Genomic DNA, 14,798 nt, shown 5'->3' on the forward strand with positions numbered 1-14,798 from the left:
TCCTGACCGGTACTGCTGGTTGATTATTGGTATGAAGCTCACCTGGGACCAGGTCTCCGCTCGTCGGCTGCAGCGCCATTTCCCTGGTGGTCAGGACCTACCGGCCGTGGTCCGGGCGATGTCCGGCGCACACGCGCAGATCCTCACCGCCGCCGAACTCTCGATCGCCGTCCGCTGCGATGGCATCACCCGGTACGACGTACAGAGTGCTCTGTGGACCGAGCGCTCCCTCGTGAAAACGTTCGGCCCTCGCGGAACGGTGCACCTCCTGCCAACCGACGACCTGCCGATGTGGACCGGCGCCCTCCAGGCCCTGCCGACCAGGGCGGCGTTGTTCGCGACGGACGTCCGGATGACGGCAGCGCAGACGGAGCAGGTGATCGCGGCGTTGGCGGACGCACTCGCGGATGACGAGCTGACGGTTGAGGAGTTGACGGTTGCGGTTGTGGCTCGCGTGGGGAAGTGGGCTGGGGATTTGGTGATGCCGGCGTTCCAGGGCTTCTGGCCGCGCTGGCAACAGGCGATCACCGAGGCGGCCAATGCCGGGGTGCTTTGCTATGCGCCGAACAAGGGACGGAAGGCGGCGTACACGAATCCGCAGCGGTGGTTGCCAGGGTTCAAGCCGATGCCAACCGACGAGGCGGTTGCCGAGTTGGTGCGCCGGTACTTGTACGGGTACGGGCCGGCCACCTCGGCGAATTTCGCGCGCTGGCTGAGTGCGCCGGAGACGTGGGCTGCGAAGGCGTTCGCGTCGTCCGATCTTGTGCAGGTGTACGTCGAGGGGCGCGAGGCGTGGGTCTGCGCGGACGACGCCGCGTTCTCCTCCGCCGAGGCTTCCGGGGGTTCCGGGTTGCGGTTGCTGCCGTACTTCGACGCGTACGTGGTTGGTGGTCAGCCCCGGGATCTCCTCTTCCCGGGGAAGGCGTCGGAGCGAGCGTTGGCGGGTGGGCAGGCGGGGAACTACCCGGTCGTGCTGGTCGACGGCGTGGTCGCGGGCGTCTGGCACCAACGCCGCTCCGGCCGCCGCGTGGACCTCACGGTCGAACTCCTCGGCTCCAGCACTGCCCGGGTACGTCGATTGGTCGAAGCGGAAGCCGAACGCATAGGCGAAATCCTGGGCGCGACTCCCACCGTCACCTTCGACGTGGTGTCGGTGGGGCCGCACGCGTAGTCGGGTTCGCTGGCATCCAGTCTTTGGTGGGTTCTGACCGGGTGTGGTGGTTGCCCGGCGCTGCCGTGTCGCGTGGTGCCGTGCACCGTGTGGACCTGGCGGTCGCACCCACGCGGCACAACTCCACGCGCGGCACCACTTGACGCGGCAGCGTCCGGGCCACCACCAAAGCCGGTCAGACTTCACCCGTCCCCCTGACAATTCGCAAGACGTCAGGGGGACGGGTGCCACCTCAAACCAAGGTCACCCAATACGACCAGAATCGCTGAAGGATCATCCCGACGACGGCCAATCCCCATACCGTCAGGACGACGCTGTGGAAACGGGCGAGCCGTAGGGAAAGGCGGTGGGGGACCAAGTACCAGAAGAGGGGGATGGTGACGAGCCAGACGACCATGCAGTACGGGCACAACGCCCCGATGCGGTACAAGCTCTGGAAGATCAACCAGTGCACGAACACCACACCTGCCGTAGCGCCCACCTGCAAACCAACCCACACCCACCGAGGCAGAGCGGCTCCGGCGAGTAGGACCACCCCGAGGGTGAGCACGATGGTGAAGCCGACGATCCCGATCAGCGGATTCGGGAACCCGAACGCCTCGGCCTGGGGCTTGCTCATCACCGATCCGCAAGACAGCACCGGGTTGATGCTGCAAGACGGCCGGTGTGACGGATCCTTCAGCAGCAGGAACTTCTCGACCGTCAACACCAACGCGGCAGCAAGCCCAAGCGCTCCACCGCCCACCATCAACCAAGCGACCGCCCGGCTAACACCCGAGCCGGCGCCCGAGTTAGCGGTTGAGTTCGGCATCGATCAGCCTGGTGAGGTCTTCGAAGGACTGCGGCTGGATCTGCTGCCCGTTCAGGAAGAACGACGGCGTGCCGCGGACGCCGACGGCGATTCCGTCCTCAGCGTCCTTCTTGACCCGCGCCAGCGTGGCCGGATCGGCGTACGCCTTGTCGAACGCGGCGAGATCCAGCCCAAGCCCTTTGGCGAACGCCCGGAACTTCCCGTCCGCGGCAACCTGCTGCTCACCCCACTCGCCCTGCGACTCGTACATCTTCTTGTACATCGCCTCGAACTTCCCCTGCTGCGCAGCCGCCTCGACCGCCCGCGCCGCGCGTTCCGCGTTGAAGTGCGACTCGATCGGGAAGTACCGCACGACGAACGTCACCTTGCCGTCGTACTGCTCCCGCAACTTCTCCACCGCCGGATAGGCCGCACGACACGCCTCGCACTCGAAGTCGAGGAATTCCACGAACGTGACCTTGCCATCCGCCGCCGTACTGAGCCGATGACTGTCCGGCCGCACCAGCCGAGGATCCGGAGCGACGCCACCACTGGAGGAAGCAGGCGAGGGACCGGGGGAGTCGGTCGCGTTCACGACCAGGAGGACGCCGACGACGAGCGCGAAGGCGGCCGCGATACCAATGGACAACCGGGTGTTCAAACTCATAAGGGATCTCCCAATGCCAAGAAGTAGCCAATGCAAGAAGGACCAACAGGCCTGGCCTGCTGGTTGAGGACGCGGAGAACCGGCTGGCCGGCTCAGGTCCGGGAGATCCCCAGTTGCAGAGGTGTGACCGCGGCAAAGGCGGTCCGGTCGCTCTCGATCGACCAAGGCGGCAGGGGTGTCCGATGGAAAACAGCCCAGCTCTTCGGCCGCAGGAGCAACATCACGAACAGCAAGATCCCGAGCAACACGCCGCAGAGATCCGGCAAATCCAAGCCGATCGGCGTCGACGCGCCCTCGTCCATGGCGAGGTCGTCCACCTGGATCGTGTACGTCGGCACGCTCGGCGCGCCGGCGTCAGGATGGAACCGCTCGGCGCTATAACTCCCCACCAGCACGAGCGCGGTCGCGAAGAGCAGCACGGCCAGCCGCACGAAGGCGGACGCTGATCCCGGGCTGCTGGACACGGGCGAAAGTCTAGCCAGCCCACCGGATCACCGTTCAAAAGACGAGCATGGCAGTCTTAAGTAATGGTCAGCCGTCTCACAGACGTGGATATGGGACCCCGGGCTGGCATACTGCGGGGGCATACGATCCGAGGGAACTGAGGGAGAACCGTGGCACGGCGCCTTTTCACGTCCGAGTCGGTGACGGAAGGTCACCCGGACAAGATCGCTGACCAGATCAGCGACTCCATTCTCGACGCCCTGCTGGCGGAGGACCCCAAGAGCCGCGTAGCGGTTGAAACGCTGGTCACCACCGGCTTGGTCGTCGTCGCGGGCGAGGTCACCACCTCGGCGTACGTCGACATTCCGGGCATCGTGCGGAACCGGATCCTCGAGATCGGTTACGACTCGTCGCTCAAGGGTTTCGACGGCGCCTCTTGTGGGGTCTCGGTCGCGATCGGCAGCCAGTCGGCCGATATCGCGCAGGGTGTCGACACCGCGCACGAGACCCGTACCGGCGCCTCCGCCGATGAGCTGGACCTGCAGGGTGCCGGCGACCAGGGCCTGATGTTCGGCTACGCCTGCGACGAGACGCCCGAGCTGATGCCGCTGCCGATCACGATCGCGCACCGGTTGTCGGAGCGGCTGTCCGAGGTCCGCAAGGACGGCACCATGGCGTACCTGCGTCCCGACGGCAAGACCCAGGTCACCGTGGAGTACGACGGGGACAAGGCCGTGCGGATCGACACCGTGGTGGTGTCCAGCCAGCACGCGGCCGACATCAGCCTCGAGTCGATGCTCGGGCCCGACGTCAAGAAGCACGTGGTCGACCCGATCCTCGAGCAGTTCGAGATCGACTCCACCGACTACCGGCTGCTGGTGAACCCGACCGGCCGCTTCGAGATCGGTGGCCCGATGGGCGACGCCGGTCTGACCGGCCGCAAGATCATCATCGACACGTACGGCGGCATGGCCCGCCACGGTGGTGGCGCGTTCTCCGGCAAGGACCCGTCGAAGGTGGACCGTTCGGCCGCCTACGCGATGCGCTGGGTCGCGAAGAACGTTGTCGCCGCCGGTCTCGCCAGCCGTTGCGAGTGCCAGGTCGCGTATGCGATCGGCAAGGCCGCTCCGGTCGGTTTCTACGTCGACACTTTCGGCACCGAGACCGTGCCGGTCGAGCAGATCACCGATGCCGTGCTGGCCGTGTTCGACCTGCGCCCGGCCGCGATCATCCGCGACCTGGACCTGCTGCGCCCGATCTACACCCAGACCGCCGCGCACGGCCACTTCGGCCGCACCGGCGATGCCTTCACCTGGGAGCGCACCGACCGCGTCGAGGCGCTCAAGGCCGCCATCAAGCAGTAGCTCAAAAGCACGTAACGACAGCCCCGGCCGTGCATCGGCCGGGGCTGTTGTGTGTCTGATCCCGGACCTGTCGATGCCGCCGTTTAGAGTTCGCTGGTGACCGAGCAAGGACAAGAGCCCGAGCAGCTGATGCTGATACGGCAGACGGTCCGCCGCTCGAAGACCAAGGAGCCGGCCGGACTGGCCACCGAGCAGCCCATCGCGCGCGTCGCGGTGGACGTTTCGCTGCCGCATCTCGATCGGCCCTTCGACTACCTGGTGCAGGCCGACCAGGACGAGAACGCTCAGCCCGGCGCCCGGGTGAAGGTCCGCTTCGCCGGCAAGGAGCTGGGCGGGTTTGTGCTGGCCCGCCTGGACGAGTCGGCTCACCTCGGCAAGCTGGCCCGCCTGCGCAAGGTCGTATCGGGCGAGCAGGTGCTCTCGCCCGAGATCGCCGACCTCTGCCGCGCCGTCGCCGACCGCTATGCCGGCGTCTTCCCCGACGTCACCCGCCTGGCCGTGCCACCCCGCCATGCCAAGGTCGAAGGCGAGCCGCCGCAACCCGACCAACCCGTCGCGCCCGTCGGGGACCTGACCGAGTGGGCGGCCTACCCGCACGCCCAGTCCTTCCTGGACGCGCTCACTCGCCACGAGGCGCCGCGCGCGGCCTGGACCGCAGTCCCGGGCACCGACTGGCCGCGCGCCTTCGCCCAGGCTGCCTCCGTCACCGCCGCGGCCGGTCGTGGTGCCCTGCTGCTCGCGCCGGACGCCCGCGACCTGGCCCGTCTGGCCGATGCCTGCGTGGACGTGCTCGGGCCGGACGGATTCGTCACGCTCTCCGCCGACCTCGGCCCGACCGCTCGCTACCGCGCCTTCCTGATGGCGCTTCGCGGCAACACGCGAGTCGTGATCGGGACGCGCGCGGCCGCGTTCGCCCCGGTCACCAACCTGGGCCTGGTCGCGATCTGGGACGACGGCGACGATTCGTACGCCGAGCCCCGAGCGCCGTACCCGCATGCCCGCGAGGTGCTGCTGCTGCGCTCCCACCGGCAGGCTTGCGCCGCCCTGCTCGGTGGATTCGCCCAGTCGACCGAGGTGGCCGCCCTGCTGGAGTCGGGCTGGGTCCGCGAACTCGTCGCAGACCGTACGACGATCCGCGCGGCCGCGCCTTCCGTGCACGTGACGGGTGAGTCCGACACCGACCTGGCGAGGGATGCCGCAGCGCGGGCCGCCCGCCTCCCGCACCAGGCGTTCGAGGTGGCGCGCGACGGTTTGAAGACGGGCCCGGTGCTGGTCCAAGTTCCGCGCGCCGGGTATCTCCCGAGCCTGGTCTGCCAGACCTGCCGCACGCCATCACGATGTACGTCGTGCGGCGGGGCGTTGCGTCGTACGGCGTCTGCCGGGCCGGCCGTCTGCGGCGTGTGCGGGCGTCCAGCGGAGGACCATCGCTGTCCCGAGTGCGGCGACCACCGGATGCGCGCGGCCGTCGTAGGCGCGCGTCGTACGGCGGAGGAGCTGGGCCGGGCCTTTCCCGGCACCACGGTCCGTACGTCGGGAGGCGATGCCATGCTCGACACCGTCGCGGACAAGCCCGCGTTGATCGTGTGTACGCCCGGGTCCGAGCCGGTCGCGACTGGTGGTTACAGCGCCGCGTTGTTGCTCGACACCTGGCTGATGCTGGCGCGGCCCGAGCTCAAGGCGACTGAGGAGGCCGTCCGGCGCTGGTTCAACGCGGCCGCGCTGGTCCGGCCCGACGGCTCGGTGATGGTCGTCGGTGAGGCCGGCACGGTCCCGATGCAGGCGCTGGTGCGATGGAGCCCGGAGTTCTACGCGAACCGCGAGCTGGAGGACCGCCGTACGGCGCGACTCCCACCGGCCGCGCGGGTTGCCGAGGTGACGGGCTCAGCCGAAGCGGTGGAGGACTTCCTCGGCCGCGTGCGCCAAGCGGTGACGGTGCTCGGCCCGGTCCCGGTCGACGACGAAACCGTGCGCGCGGTGCTCAAAGTGCCACGCGGCGTCGGCCTGGAGTTCGCCCGGTCGTTGCACGAGGCCCAGGCCGCGCGCAGCACGAAAAAGGTCCCCGGCTCAATCCGCATCCAAATCGACCCACCCCACCTCGGCTAGCGCGCCTCCGAGGCTTAGTGGCCTGGCCGCCTCCGCGCGGGTCTGGCGGCCTCCTTTGTCGTTCATTCGTCGGAATCTGCCCTCTCCCGCCGCGGACTTGTACAGGTCCGCGGTGCTGAGAGGGCAGATTCCGACGAATGAACGACAAGACAGTCGGTCAGGCGGCTAGCAGGAGGTCGTTGCCTAGGGGGGTGCGGAAGTAGAGGACGGTGCGGCCTTCGCGGCGGGAGTCGACGACGCCGGCGGCTCGGAGGATGCCTAGGTGGATGCTCAAAGTCGGCGCGGCGAGGCCTAGTTGATGCGCGAGATGGGTGGTCGACATCGGTAGGTCTAGGTGGCCGACGATCGCTGCCCGGGTTTTGCCGACGAGGTCCGCCAATGGGGATCCGGTCGTGTCCTGGCGGCTCTCCCACAGCCGGCCGAGGCCGCGTGGGGGATAGGTGATGGTCGGCACGTGCGGTGTCGCGGTCACCTGCAGGGGGACCGGCCAGGTGAAGACGCACGGCACCAGCAGCAGCCCCTGACCCGGCTGCGGAGCGCCTTCGCAGAAGAACGGCTTGTCGACCTCGATCCGGTCCCCGGTGAACGAGACTGACGGATGCAGGTTGCGGAACAGCCGGTTCACACCACCACTGGCCAGCTCCTCCAGCCGAAAGGTCAGATCGTCTTGCAACAGCGCGCGCATCCGGCCCCAGTCCGGCTCGAGTGTGCGCTTCCAGTAGCTGTGCAAGGCGTCGGTGATCTGCTCGAGAGCCCGGGCCGGATCCGCGATCAGCTCATCCAGCAGCGGATCGGGCGTCTCATCACGCAACTTCCGAAGCTCCGCCACCACCAGCTCATGCGGAGTCGCGGCGATCGCAGCCAACCCGGATTCGAAACTGGTCGACCGACGCGGCGGCGCCGGCGTGATGAAGTCCGGGATATACCCGATCGCCGGAATGAGCGCCCTGAGCAACGAATAGTCCGGCCCGGCGACAATCGGCCGGACCCGGCTCAACCACGGCCCGTGCAAGCTGTTCAACCCATTGGTCCGCAAGGCCCGCACGCTCGTGACCGTCTCCCAGATCGGCGAGAAGGCGAACCGGATCCGCGCGAGGTCGTCCGCGGTGAGGGCGATCGTGATCACCACGGCAGTGTACGACGATTAGCGCTCAAGCTAATGATCGACGCCTGGGAGATTGGCCGGGAGGCTTAGTCGCATGCCTACCGATGTCCCCGCCCTGCCGAAAGCCTTCTGGGCGTTGTGGGCCTGCCAGCTGGTCAACCGGCTCGGCGGGTTCGTTCAGCCATTCCTCGTGCTCTACCTGACCCAGGACCGCCACCTGTCGGCCGGAACCGCCGGAGCTGTTGCCGCGGCGGTCGGAGCCGGTTCGGTCGTCTCGCAGTTCGTCGGCGGCTGGCTCACCGACCGGATCGGCCGTCGGCGGACCATGCTGACCGGCTTCGTCGGTACCGCGGCCGCCTTGATCGCCCTCGGCTCGGCCGCCTCGATGGCGTCGATCTGGGCCGCGGCGTTCGGCGTGGGCCTGATGGCAGACCTGTTCCGGCCGGCGGTCCAGGCGACGGTGGCGGACCTGCTCGGGCCGCGCGAGCGCGTACGGGCGTTCGGCCTGCTCTTCTGGGCGATCAACCTCGGCTTCTCGATCTCGACCGTAAGCGCGGGCGTGCTCGCCAGTGTCGGCTACAGCCTGCTGTTCTGGATCAACGCCGGTACGTCGCTAGTGGCGGCTCTGATCGTCTACAAGGTCGTGCCCGAGACCCGGCCGGTACTGGTCGAGCAGGTACGACGGCCGTTCCTGCCGGTCGCTGCGCGTGATGCGACGCTACTGGTGATGGTCGGCATCTCTGTCGTCTACGCCGCGATCTACTTCCAGGGGTACTCGACGTTGCCACTGGCCATGGCTGCCGACGGACTGCCCAGTTCGACGTACGGCATTGTGCTGGCGTTGAACGGCGTAGTGATCGTGCTGGTACAGCCGTTCGTCGGGAGGCGTCTGGCCGAGAAGGACCGTCCTACCGTTCTGGCGGCGTCTATGGCGCTAGTAGGCCTCGGGTTCGGCCTAGGAGCCTTGGCGGACAACTGGTGGACGTACGGCCTGTCGGTGATCGTATGGACCGTGGGGGAGATCGGGTACGCCACGATGTTCGGGGCCGTCTTCGCGGACCTTGCGCCGATAGACCTGCGTGGAAGCTACATGGGTCTCGGAGGCGTGGCGTGGGGCCTTGGTGCCGTCATCGGGCCTCTGGTTGGTACCAGGGTCCTAGACGGTGCTGGAGCCACCACTGTCTGGTCTGGATGCGCAGTGCTCGGTGTAGGCCTCTTTGTCGCGCAGATGCTGCTAGCGCCCGCACTACGCGCCCGAGCAGCCCAGGCCGATCTAGCGGCTACAACTGCATGAGAGGGTTGGAGCCATGCCTATCGACACCGTGGTCTTCGACATCGGCGGCGTGCTACTCGACTGGAATCCGAACTACCTCTACGAAGAGCTGATCCCGGACCAGGAGCAGCGCGAGCACTTCCTGACGAACATCGCGACGTCCGAGTGGAATATGCGCCAGGACGCCGGCCGTGCCTGGGCCGACGCGGTCGAGGAGCTCTCGGCCCTCCACCCGCAGCATGCCGAGTGGATCAGCGCGTACGACACCGGCTGGCTCAAGATGGTCCGCGGCGTCATCGAGGACACCGTGCAGCTACTGGAGGAACTACGCGCGGCCGGCATCCCGACGTACGCCCTGACCAACTTCTCCGCCGAGAAGTGGCAGGTGGCGCTGGAGGCCTTCCCGGTGTTGCGCGGGTTCGACGGCACAGTGGTGTCTGGGGTCGAGGAAACGGTCAAGCCCGACGAGAAGATCTACCGGATCCTGCTGGAGCGGTACGACCTGGACGCGGCCCGCACCTTCTACACCGACGACGTCCAGCGCAACGTGGACACTGCCCGCGCTGTTGGCCTACAAGCCGAACTGTTCACCGGTGCGGCCGACCTACGCCAGCAACTGAAGGACCACGGCCTACCCGTCTAGTCGGCGGGGGTCACCAACGCGTCGGCGTACTTCGAACCAGCGGCCAGACTGGCGCTTTCAACCAGTAGCTGCGACTTCTGGCAAGTCGGGGCGCTCAGTGCCGTCTCAGGCTCGCTGACGAATACGCTCTGCGGGTCAGAGCCTTCGCGCCACCGGTGGATCTCGTAGTGCTCGACGCCATCAGTGACGCGTCTGACCTGCCAGTAGATCCAGCTACCGCACGGGACGATCGTGTCCGTCATGATCTGGCCGAGCTTCCTGGTAGGCGCAGCCGCGCTCACACGCACGTACCCCTCGCTCTGGTATTGGTCGCTGGAACCAGCAGGCACCTCGGACCAGACGGCCGTCCCGCGCAAGCTGGCGCCACTCCACTGGATACACGGTTTGGCCGGCGCGATCGGCTTGGCGGAACCACCAGCCAGTGCAGCCGTCAGGAGGCGCTTGCAGCGTTTCGCCGTACCGGGCGCAGTGATCTCGCTAAAGGTGACCGAGTCGGTCGAGACGATCGGATCGGCCAGATAACCCGGTGCCTTCACACAGCCGACCAGGTGATTCTCGAGCGTGCCGATATCGGCCACGACCAGGCACGAGAGCTCCTTGGCGTCAGTGGTCGTGTAGGCGAAGGTGCTGCCGTTCGCGCCGATCTCGGGCTCGGTGATGTGGGGGAGACCCTTGATGCTGCCGAGGTCTTCCTTGCTGCCGGCATCCAGGTTGTACCGCGTGGCGCGGATTTCGGGATTGGGTCCATCGGAGCGGATGTCCTGGATCAGCGCCCATCGCCCGGCCAGTACGACCGGCGACTGGGCGATGAACCCGGCCGCTGGTTTGTGCCGGAGCACCACCTTGTTGCTGCCACGGTCGATGATCGACGTCGTACCGGCCGGATCGCTGGCGCGGACCACCACGAACGGCCCGTCGATCCCGATCACGTGATCGCCGTCCACCGCCCCGCGCCGCAGCCTGGTCCACCGCGGTGCCGGCGCCGGCCCGGTCGGCTTCGAGCTGATGGTCGGACTCGAAGACGGCGTTGGCCCGGTCTGATCCGAAGCTGGAGCCGAGCAGGACGCGGCCAGCACCACCACCGCGGCAACTACAAGTGGGGCCCTCCGCATCCGGTTAGAGCCCGATGTTCTTGAACTGGTTGGCTAATGTCGCGTTGAACAGCGCCGAGGCCGGGATCTGCTTCGATCCGGCAGTCTCGTTGCCCCGGCTGTTGAACCGCTTCTCGTTGAACACCTCGAAGATGGTGATCGTGCCCTCGTCGACGTTGTAGCCGCGCCCGACCTGGTAGTGCCCGCTGTAGTTGTAGGCCAGGTAGGGGAAGTACCGCTTCAGCAACTGGGTGTGCTCGATGATCGGCGCGCCGGTGCCGTCGCCGAGGTGCGTGCGGTGGATGTCGAAGAACTTCTTGGTGTCCCAGTGACCAACGCTCTGCACGATGTACGTACCGGCGTGGTTGTCCCACTTGGTCTTCAAGTTCGTCTGCTGCACCATCGCGGCGATCCCCGTGCCGGACGTCGTACTGCCGAGGTCCTTGGCCCAGGACGCCTGGCTGTCCTTCTGCTTGTCGTCGGCCCAGTCGATCGACTGGAAGCTGGCCGGGCCACACCAGTAACCGCGCTCCTGGGACGTCCCGTACGAACCCATCAGCGCGAGCTTGTCCGGCAGTTGCCGCGCGCTCGTGACCTGGTTCGTCCGCATCGCCTTGGCCTTCTCGCGGCCCTCCCACGCGGTCCGCATCTCGGCCAGTTCGGCGTTGAGCCGGTCTTCCTCGTTCATCGCGGACCGCTGGTGTACGAAATCCGTCGTACTCAACGCGCCGGTCCCGCCGCCGAATTCGGCGTCCGTGGGCAGCGCTTCGACCGGTGTGGCGGCCGCGACGATCTCGTCATCGGTCGGGACCTCGTCCACGAAACCGAGACCGAGGCAGTAGTTCTCTTCCTTGAGCTGGAAGCACCGCATCGTCTGCGTGGCGCGCTCGGCGGGCCCGGCCTCGGCGGCCGCGCTGGCGGTCGGCGCGGTCTCGGCGACCTGCTGGACGAGCTGGCTCCAGGTTTGTGCGGGCTGCTCGCTGACCGGCTCGGGCGCGGCCTGCGCGGCTCCGATCGGCGCGATCAAGGGTGTCAGTAAGGCACTGATGAGGATGAAGGTGGCCCCCCGTGCTGCTGTGGCCATGGTGCTCTCCCGTTCGGCGTGTGACTGAAGTGACGGTAGGTACGCCTGTCAACACAGTACGTCGTCACCAGCGAGAACGCGAAGCCCATTAGACTGACAGGGTCCCCTTGAGTCGGTGTTGTGGAGTTTCGCGTGTCGGTTGTGCCCATTCGCCTGTTCGGCGACCCCGTTCTGCTGACCAAGGCCGACCCGGTCGTGGACTTCGACGCGGAATTACGCCGCCTGGTCGACGATTTGACCGAGACCATGCTCGCCGCCCCGGGCGCAGGCTTGGCCGCGCCTCAGCTGGGCGTGGGTCTGCGCGTGTTCACGTACAACGTGGACGGCGAGATCGGGCACCTGGTCAACCCGGATCTGACCCTGTCCGACGAGGAGCAGCTCGGCCCCGAGGGCTGCCTGTCCATCCCCGGGCTCACGTTCGACTGCCGCCGCTCACTCCAGGTCGTTGCCAAGGGCTACAACATGTACGGCGAACCCGTGGTGATCGAGGGCTCGGACCTGCTGGCCCGCTGTATCCAGCACGAGACCGACCACCTGGACGGCGTACTTTTCCTGGACCGACTCGATACGCCGACCCGGAAGGCCGCGATGAAGGCGATCCGCGAGGCAGACTGGTCCGGACTGGGCGGTCCGCCCGTGCTCAAGGTCTCTCCCCATCCGGCTTCTCCCCACCTCACGAACGGATTCGGTCTGTGAGACTCGTCTTCGCCGGCACCCCCGAGGTCGCCGTCACCGCCTTGCAGGCGATCGCCAAGTCCGGCCACGAGCTCGTTGGCGTCGTGACTCGCCCCGACGCGCCGGCCGGTCGCGGCCGCAAGCTCGTCGCCTCACCCGTCGCGGAGTACGCCGAGACGCTCGGGGTCGAGATCCTCAAGCCGGTTTCGCCGCGCGAGCCCGAGTTCCAGGCCCGCCTAGCCGAGCTGGCGCCGGACTGTTGCCCGGTCGTCGCGTATGGCGGACTGCTGCCGCAGGAGGCGCTGGACATCCCGACCCATGGCTGGGTCAACCTGCACTTCTCGGTCCTGCCGTCCTGGCGTGGCGCCGCGCCCGTGCAGCACTCGATCATCGCCGGGGATGACGTCACCGGCGCGAGTACGTTCCAGATCGTGAAGGCGCTCGACGCCGGCCCGGTGTACGGCGTACTCACCGAGCCGATCATGCCGACGGACACCGCGAGCGATCTGCTCGGGCGGCTGGCCGAATCCGGCGCGAAGCTGCTGGTGGACACGCTCGACGGCCTCGAGAAGGGCATTCTGGAGGCGCGCGAACAGCCCTCCGACGGGGTTTCGCTCGCACCGAAGCTGACCGTCGGGGACGCCGAGATCGACTTCGACGCGCCGGCCCAACGGGTCGACCGGCTGGTCCGTGGCTGCAACCCGTCGCCGGGCGCGTGGACCACGTTCCGCGGTGAGCGCCTCAAGGTGCTGCAGGTCAAGCTCGCGTCGGACGCCGAGGTGCTGGTGCAGGGCGAGCTGCTCGCCTCGAAGTCGTCCGTCCTGGTCGGCACCGGGAGCCACCCGGTCGAGCTGGTGACGGTTCAGCCGCAGGGCAAGAAGCCGATGGCCGCAGCTGACTGGGCGCGCGGCGTCCGGGTTTCCGCCGACGACCGACTCGGCACGGTGTGAGCACCCCGGGCTCGACCGGCGCGGGATCAGGTGGCCAGCGGAACGCGCGGAACAAAGCGCCGCAACGACGTCCCGACAAGGTCCGCCGCGTCGCGTACCTGGTCATTCGTCAGGTCAACGCCGAGGACGGATACGCCAACCTCGCGCTGAACAAGGCACTGCGCGATCACCGGCTGAGCGGCCGCGACGCCGCCTTCTGCACCGAACTCGTGCACGGCACGCTGCGCTGGCAGGGCACGTACGACGCGATCCTGGCGTGCTGCGTCTCGCGTTCGCTGGCGGATCTCGACCCGGAGCTGCTCGACCTGCTCCGCCTCGGCGCGCACCAGTTGCTCCGGATGCGCGTCGACTCGTACGCCGCGGTCAACGAGATGGTCACGCTGACCCGCACCGAGGTCGGCCAGAGCCGCAGCGGCCTGGTCAACGCCGTACTGCGCAAGGTCAGCCAGCGGACGTTCGACCAGTGGATCGACTCGGTCGCGCCGGCCATCGCCGATGACGCGATCGGCCATCTCGAGATCGCCCGGGCGCACCCGCGCTGGGTGATCGACGCGTTCGCGGACGCCCTCGGCATCGAGCCGGGCGACTCGCTCGCGGAAGTGGCCGAACTCCTTGCCGCCGACAACGACCCGGCCCGGGTGACGTTGGTGGCGCGGCCCGGCCTGGCCGACCTGGACGAGCTGATCGAGGCGGGCGCCACGCGCGGCCGCTTGTCGCCGTACGCCGCGGTGCTGCAAGGCGGGGGAGACCCGGGCGCGATCGGGGCCGTCGCGACCGGTCGTGCGGGCGTTCAGGACGAGGGCTCGCAGCTGGTGGCGTTGGCCCTGGCGGCAGCACCGGTCGAAGGTGAGGACTCCCACTGGCTCGACCTGTGCGCTGGACCGGGTGGAAAGGCCGCGTTGCTGGCGTCACTCGCCATCGAACGCGACGCCGTACTCACCGCGGTCGAGCCGTTGCCGCATCGGGCGGAGCTCGTCCGGTCGAACCTGCGCGCCGTCCGGGGCGAGCACCAGGTTCTCGTCGGGGACGGGACCGAGCCGACGTGGGCCGAGGGCTCGTTCGACCGGGTGCTGGCCGACGTACCGTGCAGCGGGTTGGGGGCGCTCCGGCGTCGGCCCGAGGCCCGCTGGCGTCGTACGCCGGAGGACGTGGCCGAGCTGACGCCGCTGCAGGAGCGGTTGCTCGACTCGGCCATCCAGTCGGTCCGGGTCGGTGGGCTGGTGGCGTACGTGACGTGCTCGCCGCATCTGGACGAGACGCGGGGCGTGGTCGACGCCGTGCTGGCGAAGCGCGGGGACGCTGACTTGGTCGATGCTCGCGAGTATCTGCCGGACGTGCCGGAGCTGGGCGACGGCCCGGACATTCAGCTTTGGCCGCACCGGCACAACACCGACGCGATGTACCTGGCGTTGATCCGGCGCGTTCGTTAGGTGGACCT

At 68.0% G+C, this 14,798-nt stretch carries 14 protein-coding genes; 8 read left to right on the forward strand and 6 right to left on the reverse strand.

Going from position 1 to position 14,798, the window contains the following annotated elements; all coding sequences use genetic code 11:
* Positions 1–31 precede the first annotated feature (31 nt).
* Positions 32–1,171: a winged helix DNA-binding domain-containing protein gene (locus OG394_RS01975; protein ID WP_328993025.1), complete on the forward strand. Its 1,140-nt coding sequence runs from the start codon at positions 32–34 to the stop codon at positions 1,169–1,171.
* Between the two features lie 232 nt (positions 1,172–1,403).
* Here OG394_RS01975 and OG394_RS01980 read toward each other — a convergent pair whose 3' ends face one another.
* The 3 genes from OG394_RS01980 to OG394_RS01990 form a co-directional block, all read right to left on the reverse strand.
* Positions 1,404–1,982 carry a vitamin K epoxide reductase family protein gene (locus OG394_RS01980; RefSeq protein ID WP_328993026.1) on the reverse strand — a complete coding sequence of 193 codons (579 nt, stop codon included), beginning with the start codon at positions 1,980–1,982 and terminating at the stop codon, positions 1,404–1,406.
* Positions 1,963–2,628 carry a DsbA family protein gene (locus OG394_RS01985; RefSeq protein WP_328993027.1) on the reverse strand — a complete coding sequence of 222 codons (666 nt, stop codon included), beginning with the start codon at positions 2,626–2,628 and terminating at the stop codon, positions 1,963–1,965. Before OG394_RS01985 ends, OG394_RS01980 begins: the two co-directional genes overlap by 20 nt.
* Positions 2,629–2,720: 92 nt before the next feature.
* Positions 2,721–3,092: a hypothetical protein gene (locus OG394_RS01990; protein ID WP_328993028.1), complete on the reverse strand. Its 372-nt coding sequence runs from the start codon at positions 3,090–3,092 to the stop codon at positions 2,721–2,723.
* 150 nt (positions 3,093–3,242) lie between these two features.
* On the opposite strand from OG394_RS01990, the gene metK reads away from it, so the two are divergent.
* Both metK and OG394_RS02000 read left to right on the forward strand, forming a co-directional pair.
* Positions 3,243–4,436, forward strand: coding sequence for a methionine adenosyltransferase (metK, locus tag OG394_RS01995; RefSeq protein WP_328993029.1), 1,194 nt, complete (start codon positions 3,243–3,245; stop codon positions 4,434–4,436).
* A 96-nt stretch (positions 4,437–4,532) separates the two neighbouring features.
* Complete coding sequence (locus OG394_RS02000; protein WP_328993030.1) at positions 4,533–6,539, forward strand: primosomal protein N'; 2,007 nt, start codon at positions 4,533–4,535, stop codon at positions 6,537–6,539.
* 157 nt (positions 6,540–6,696) lie between these two features.
* On the opposite strand, the gene OG394_RS02005 is transcribed toward OG394_RS02000, so the two are convergent.
* Positions 6,697–7,665 (reverse strand): ArsR/SmtB family transcription factor, encoded by a 969-nt coding sequence (locus OG394_RS02005; protein WP_328993032.1) that lies wholly within the window; start codon positions 7,663–7,665, stop codon positions 6,697–6,699.
* Positions 7,666–7,738: 73 nt separating this feature from the next.
* Between OG394_RS02005 and OG394_RS02010 the strand changes: the two genes are divergently transcribed.
* Both OG394_RS02010 and OG394_RS02015 read left to right on the forward strand, forming a co-directional pair.
* Positions 7,739–8,938: an MDR family MFS transporter gene (locus OG394_RS02010; RefSeq protein ID WP_328993033.1), complete on the forward strand. Its 1,200-nt coding sequence runs from the start codon at positions 7,739–7,741 to the stop codon at positions 8,936–8,938.
* 13 nt (positions 8,939–8,951) lie between these two features.
* Complete coding sequence (locus OG394_RS02015) at positions 8,952–9,560, forward strand: HAD family hydrolase (RefSeq protein ID WP_328993034.1); 609 nt, start codon at positions 8,952–8,954, stop codon at positions 9,558–9,560.
* Here the strand turns inward: OG394_RS02015 and OG394_RS02020 are convergent.
* Complete coding sequence (locus tag OG394_RS02020; protein WP_328993035.1) at positions 9,557–10,672, reverse strand: hypothetical protein; 1,116 nt, start codon at positions 10,670–10,672, stop codon at positions 9,557–9,559. The genes OG394_RS02015 and OG394_RS02020 overlap by 4 nt on opposite strands.
* Positions 10,673–10,676: 4 nt before the next feature.
* Positions 10,677–11,735 (reverse strand): hypothetical protein, encoded by a 1,059-nt coding sequence (locus OG394_RS02025; protein ID WP_328993037.1) that lies wholly within the window; start codon positions 11,733–11,735, stop codon positions 10,677–10,679.
* A 132-nt stretch (positions 11,736–11,867) separates the two neighbouring features.
* Here OG394_RS02025 and def point away from each other — a divergent pair, with 132 nt between their 5' ends.
* The 3 genes from def to OG394_RS02040 are packed head-to-tail and all read left to right on the forward strand — an operon-like array spanning position 11,868 to position 14,790.
* Positions 11,868–12,431, forward strand: coding sequence for a peptide deformylase (gene def / locus OG394_RS02030; protein ID WP_328993038.1), 564 nt, complete (start codon positions 11,868–11,870; stop codon positions 12,429–12,431).
* The gene (fmt, locus tag OG394_RS02035; RefSeq protein ID WP_328993039.1) at positions 12,428–13,360 is read left to right on the forward strand and encodes a methionyl-tRNA formyltransferase; all 933 of its coding nucleotides are present in this window, start codon (positions 12,428–12,430) and stop codon (positions 13,358–13,360) included. Before def ends, fmt begins: the two co-directional genes overlap by 4 nt.
* Positions 13,357–14,790, forward strand: a complete 1,434-nt coding sequence (locus tag OG394_RS02040; protein ID WP_328993040.1) for an RsmB/NOP family class I SAM-dependent RNA methyltransferase — start codon at positions 13,357–13,359, stop codon at positions 14,788–14,790. The genes fmt and OG394_RS02040 overlap by 4 nt, the downstream gene beginning before the upstream one ends.
* The last annotated feature ends 8 nt before the right edge of the window (positions 14,791–14,798 follow it).

This window comes from Kribbella sp. NBC_01245 (assembly GCF_036226525.1).
Taxonomy (GTDB): Bacteria; Actinomycetota; Actinomycetes; order Propionibacteriales; family Kribbellaceae; genus Kribbella.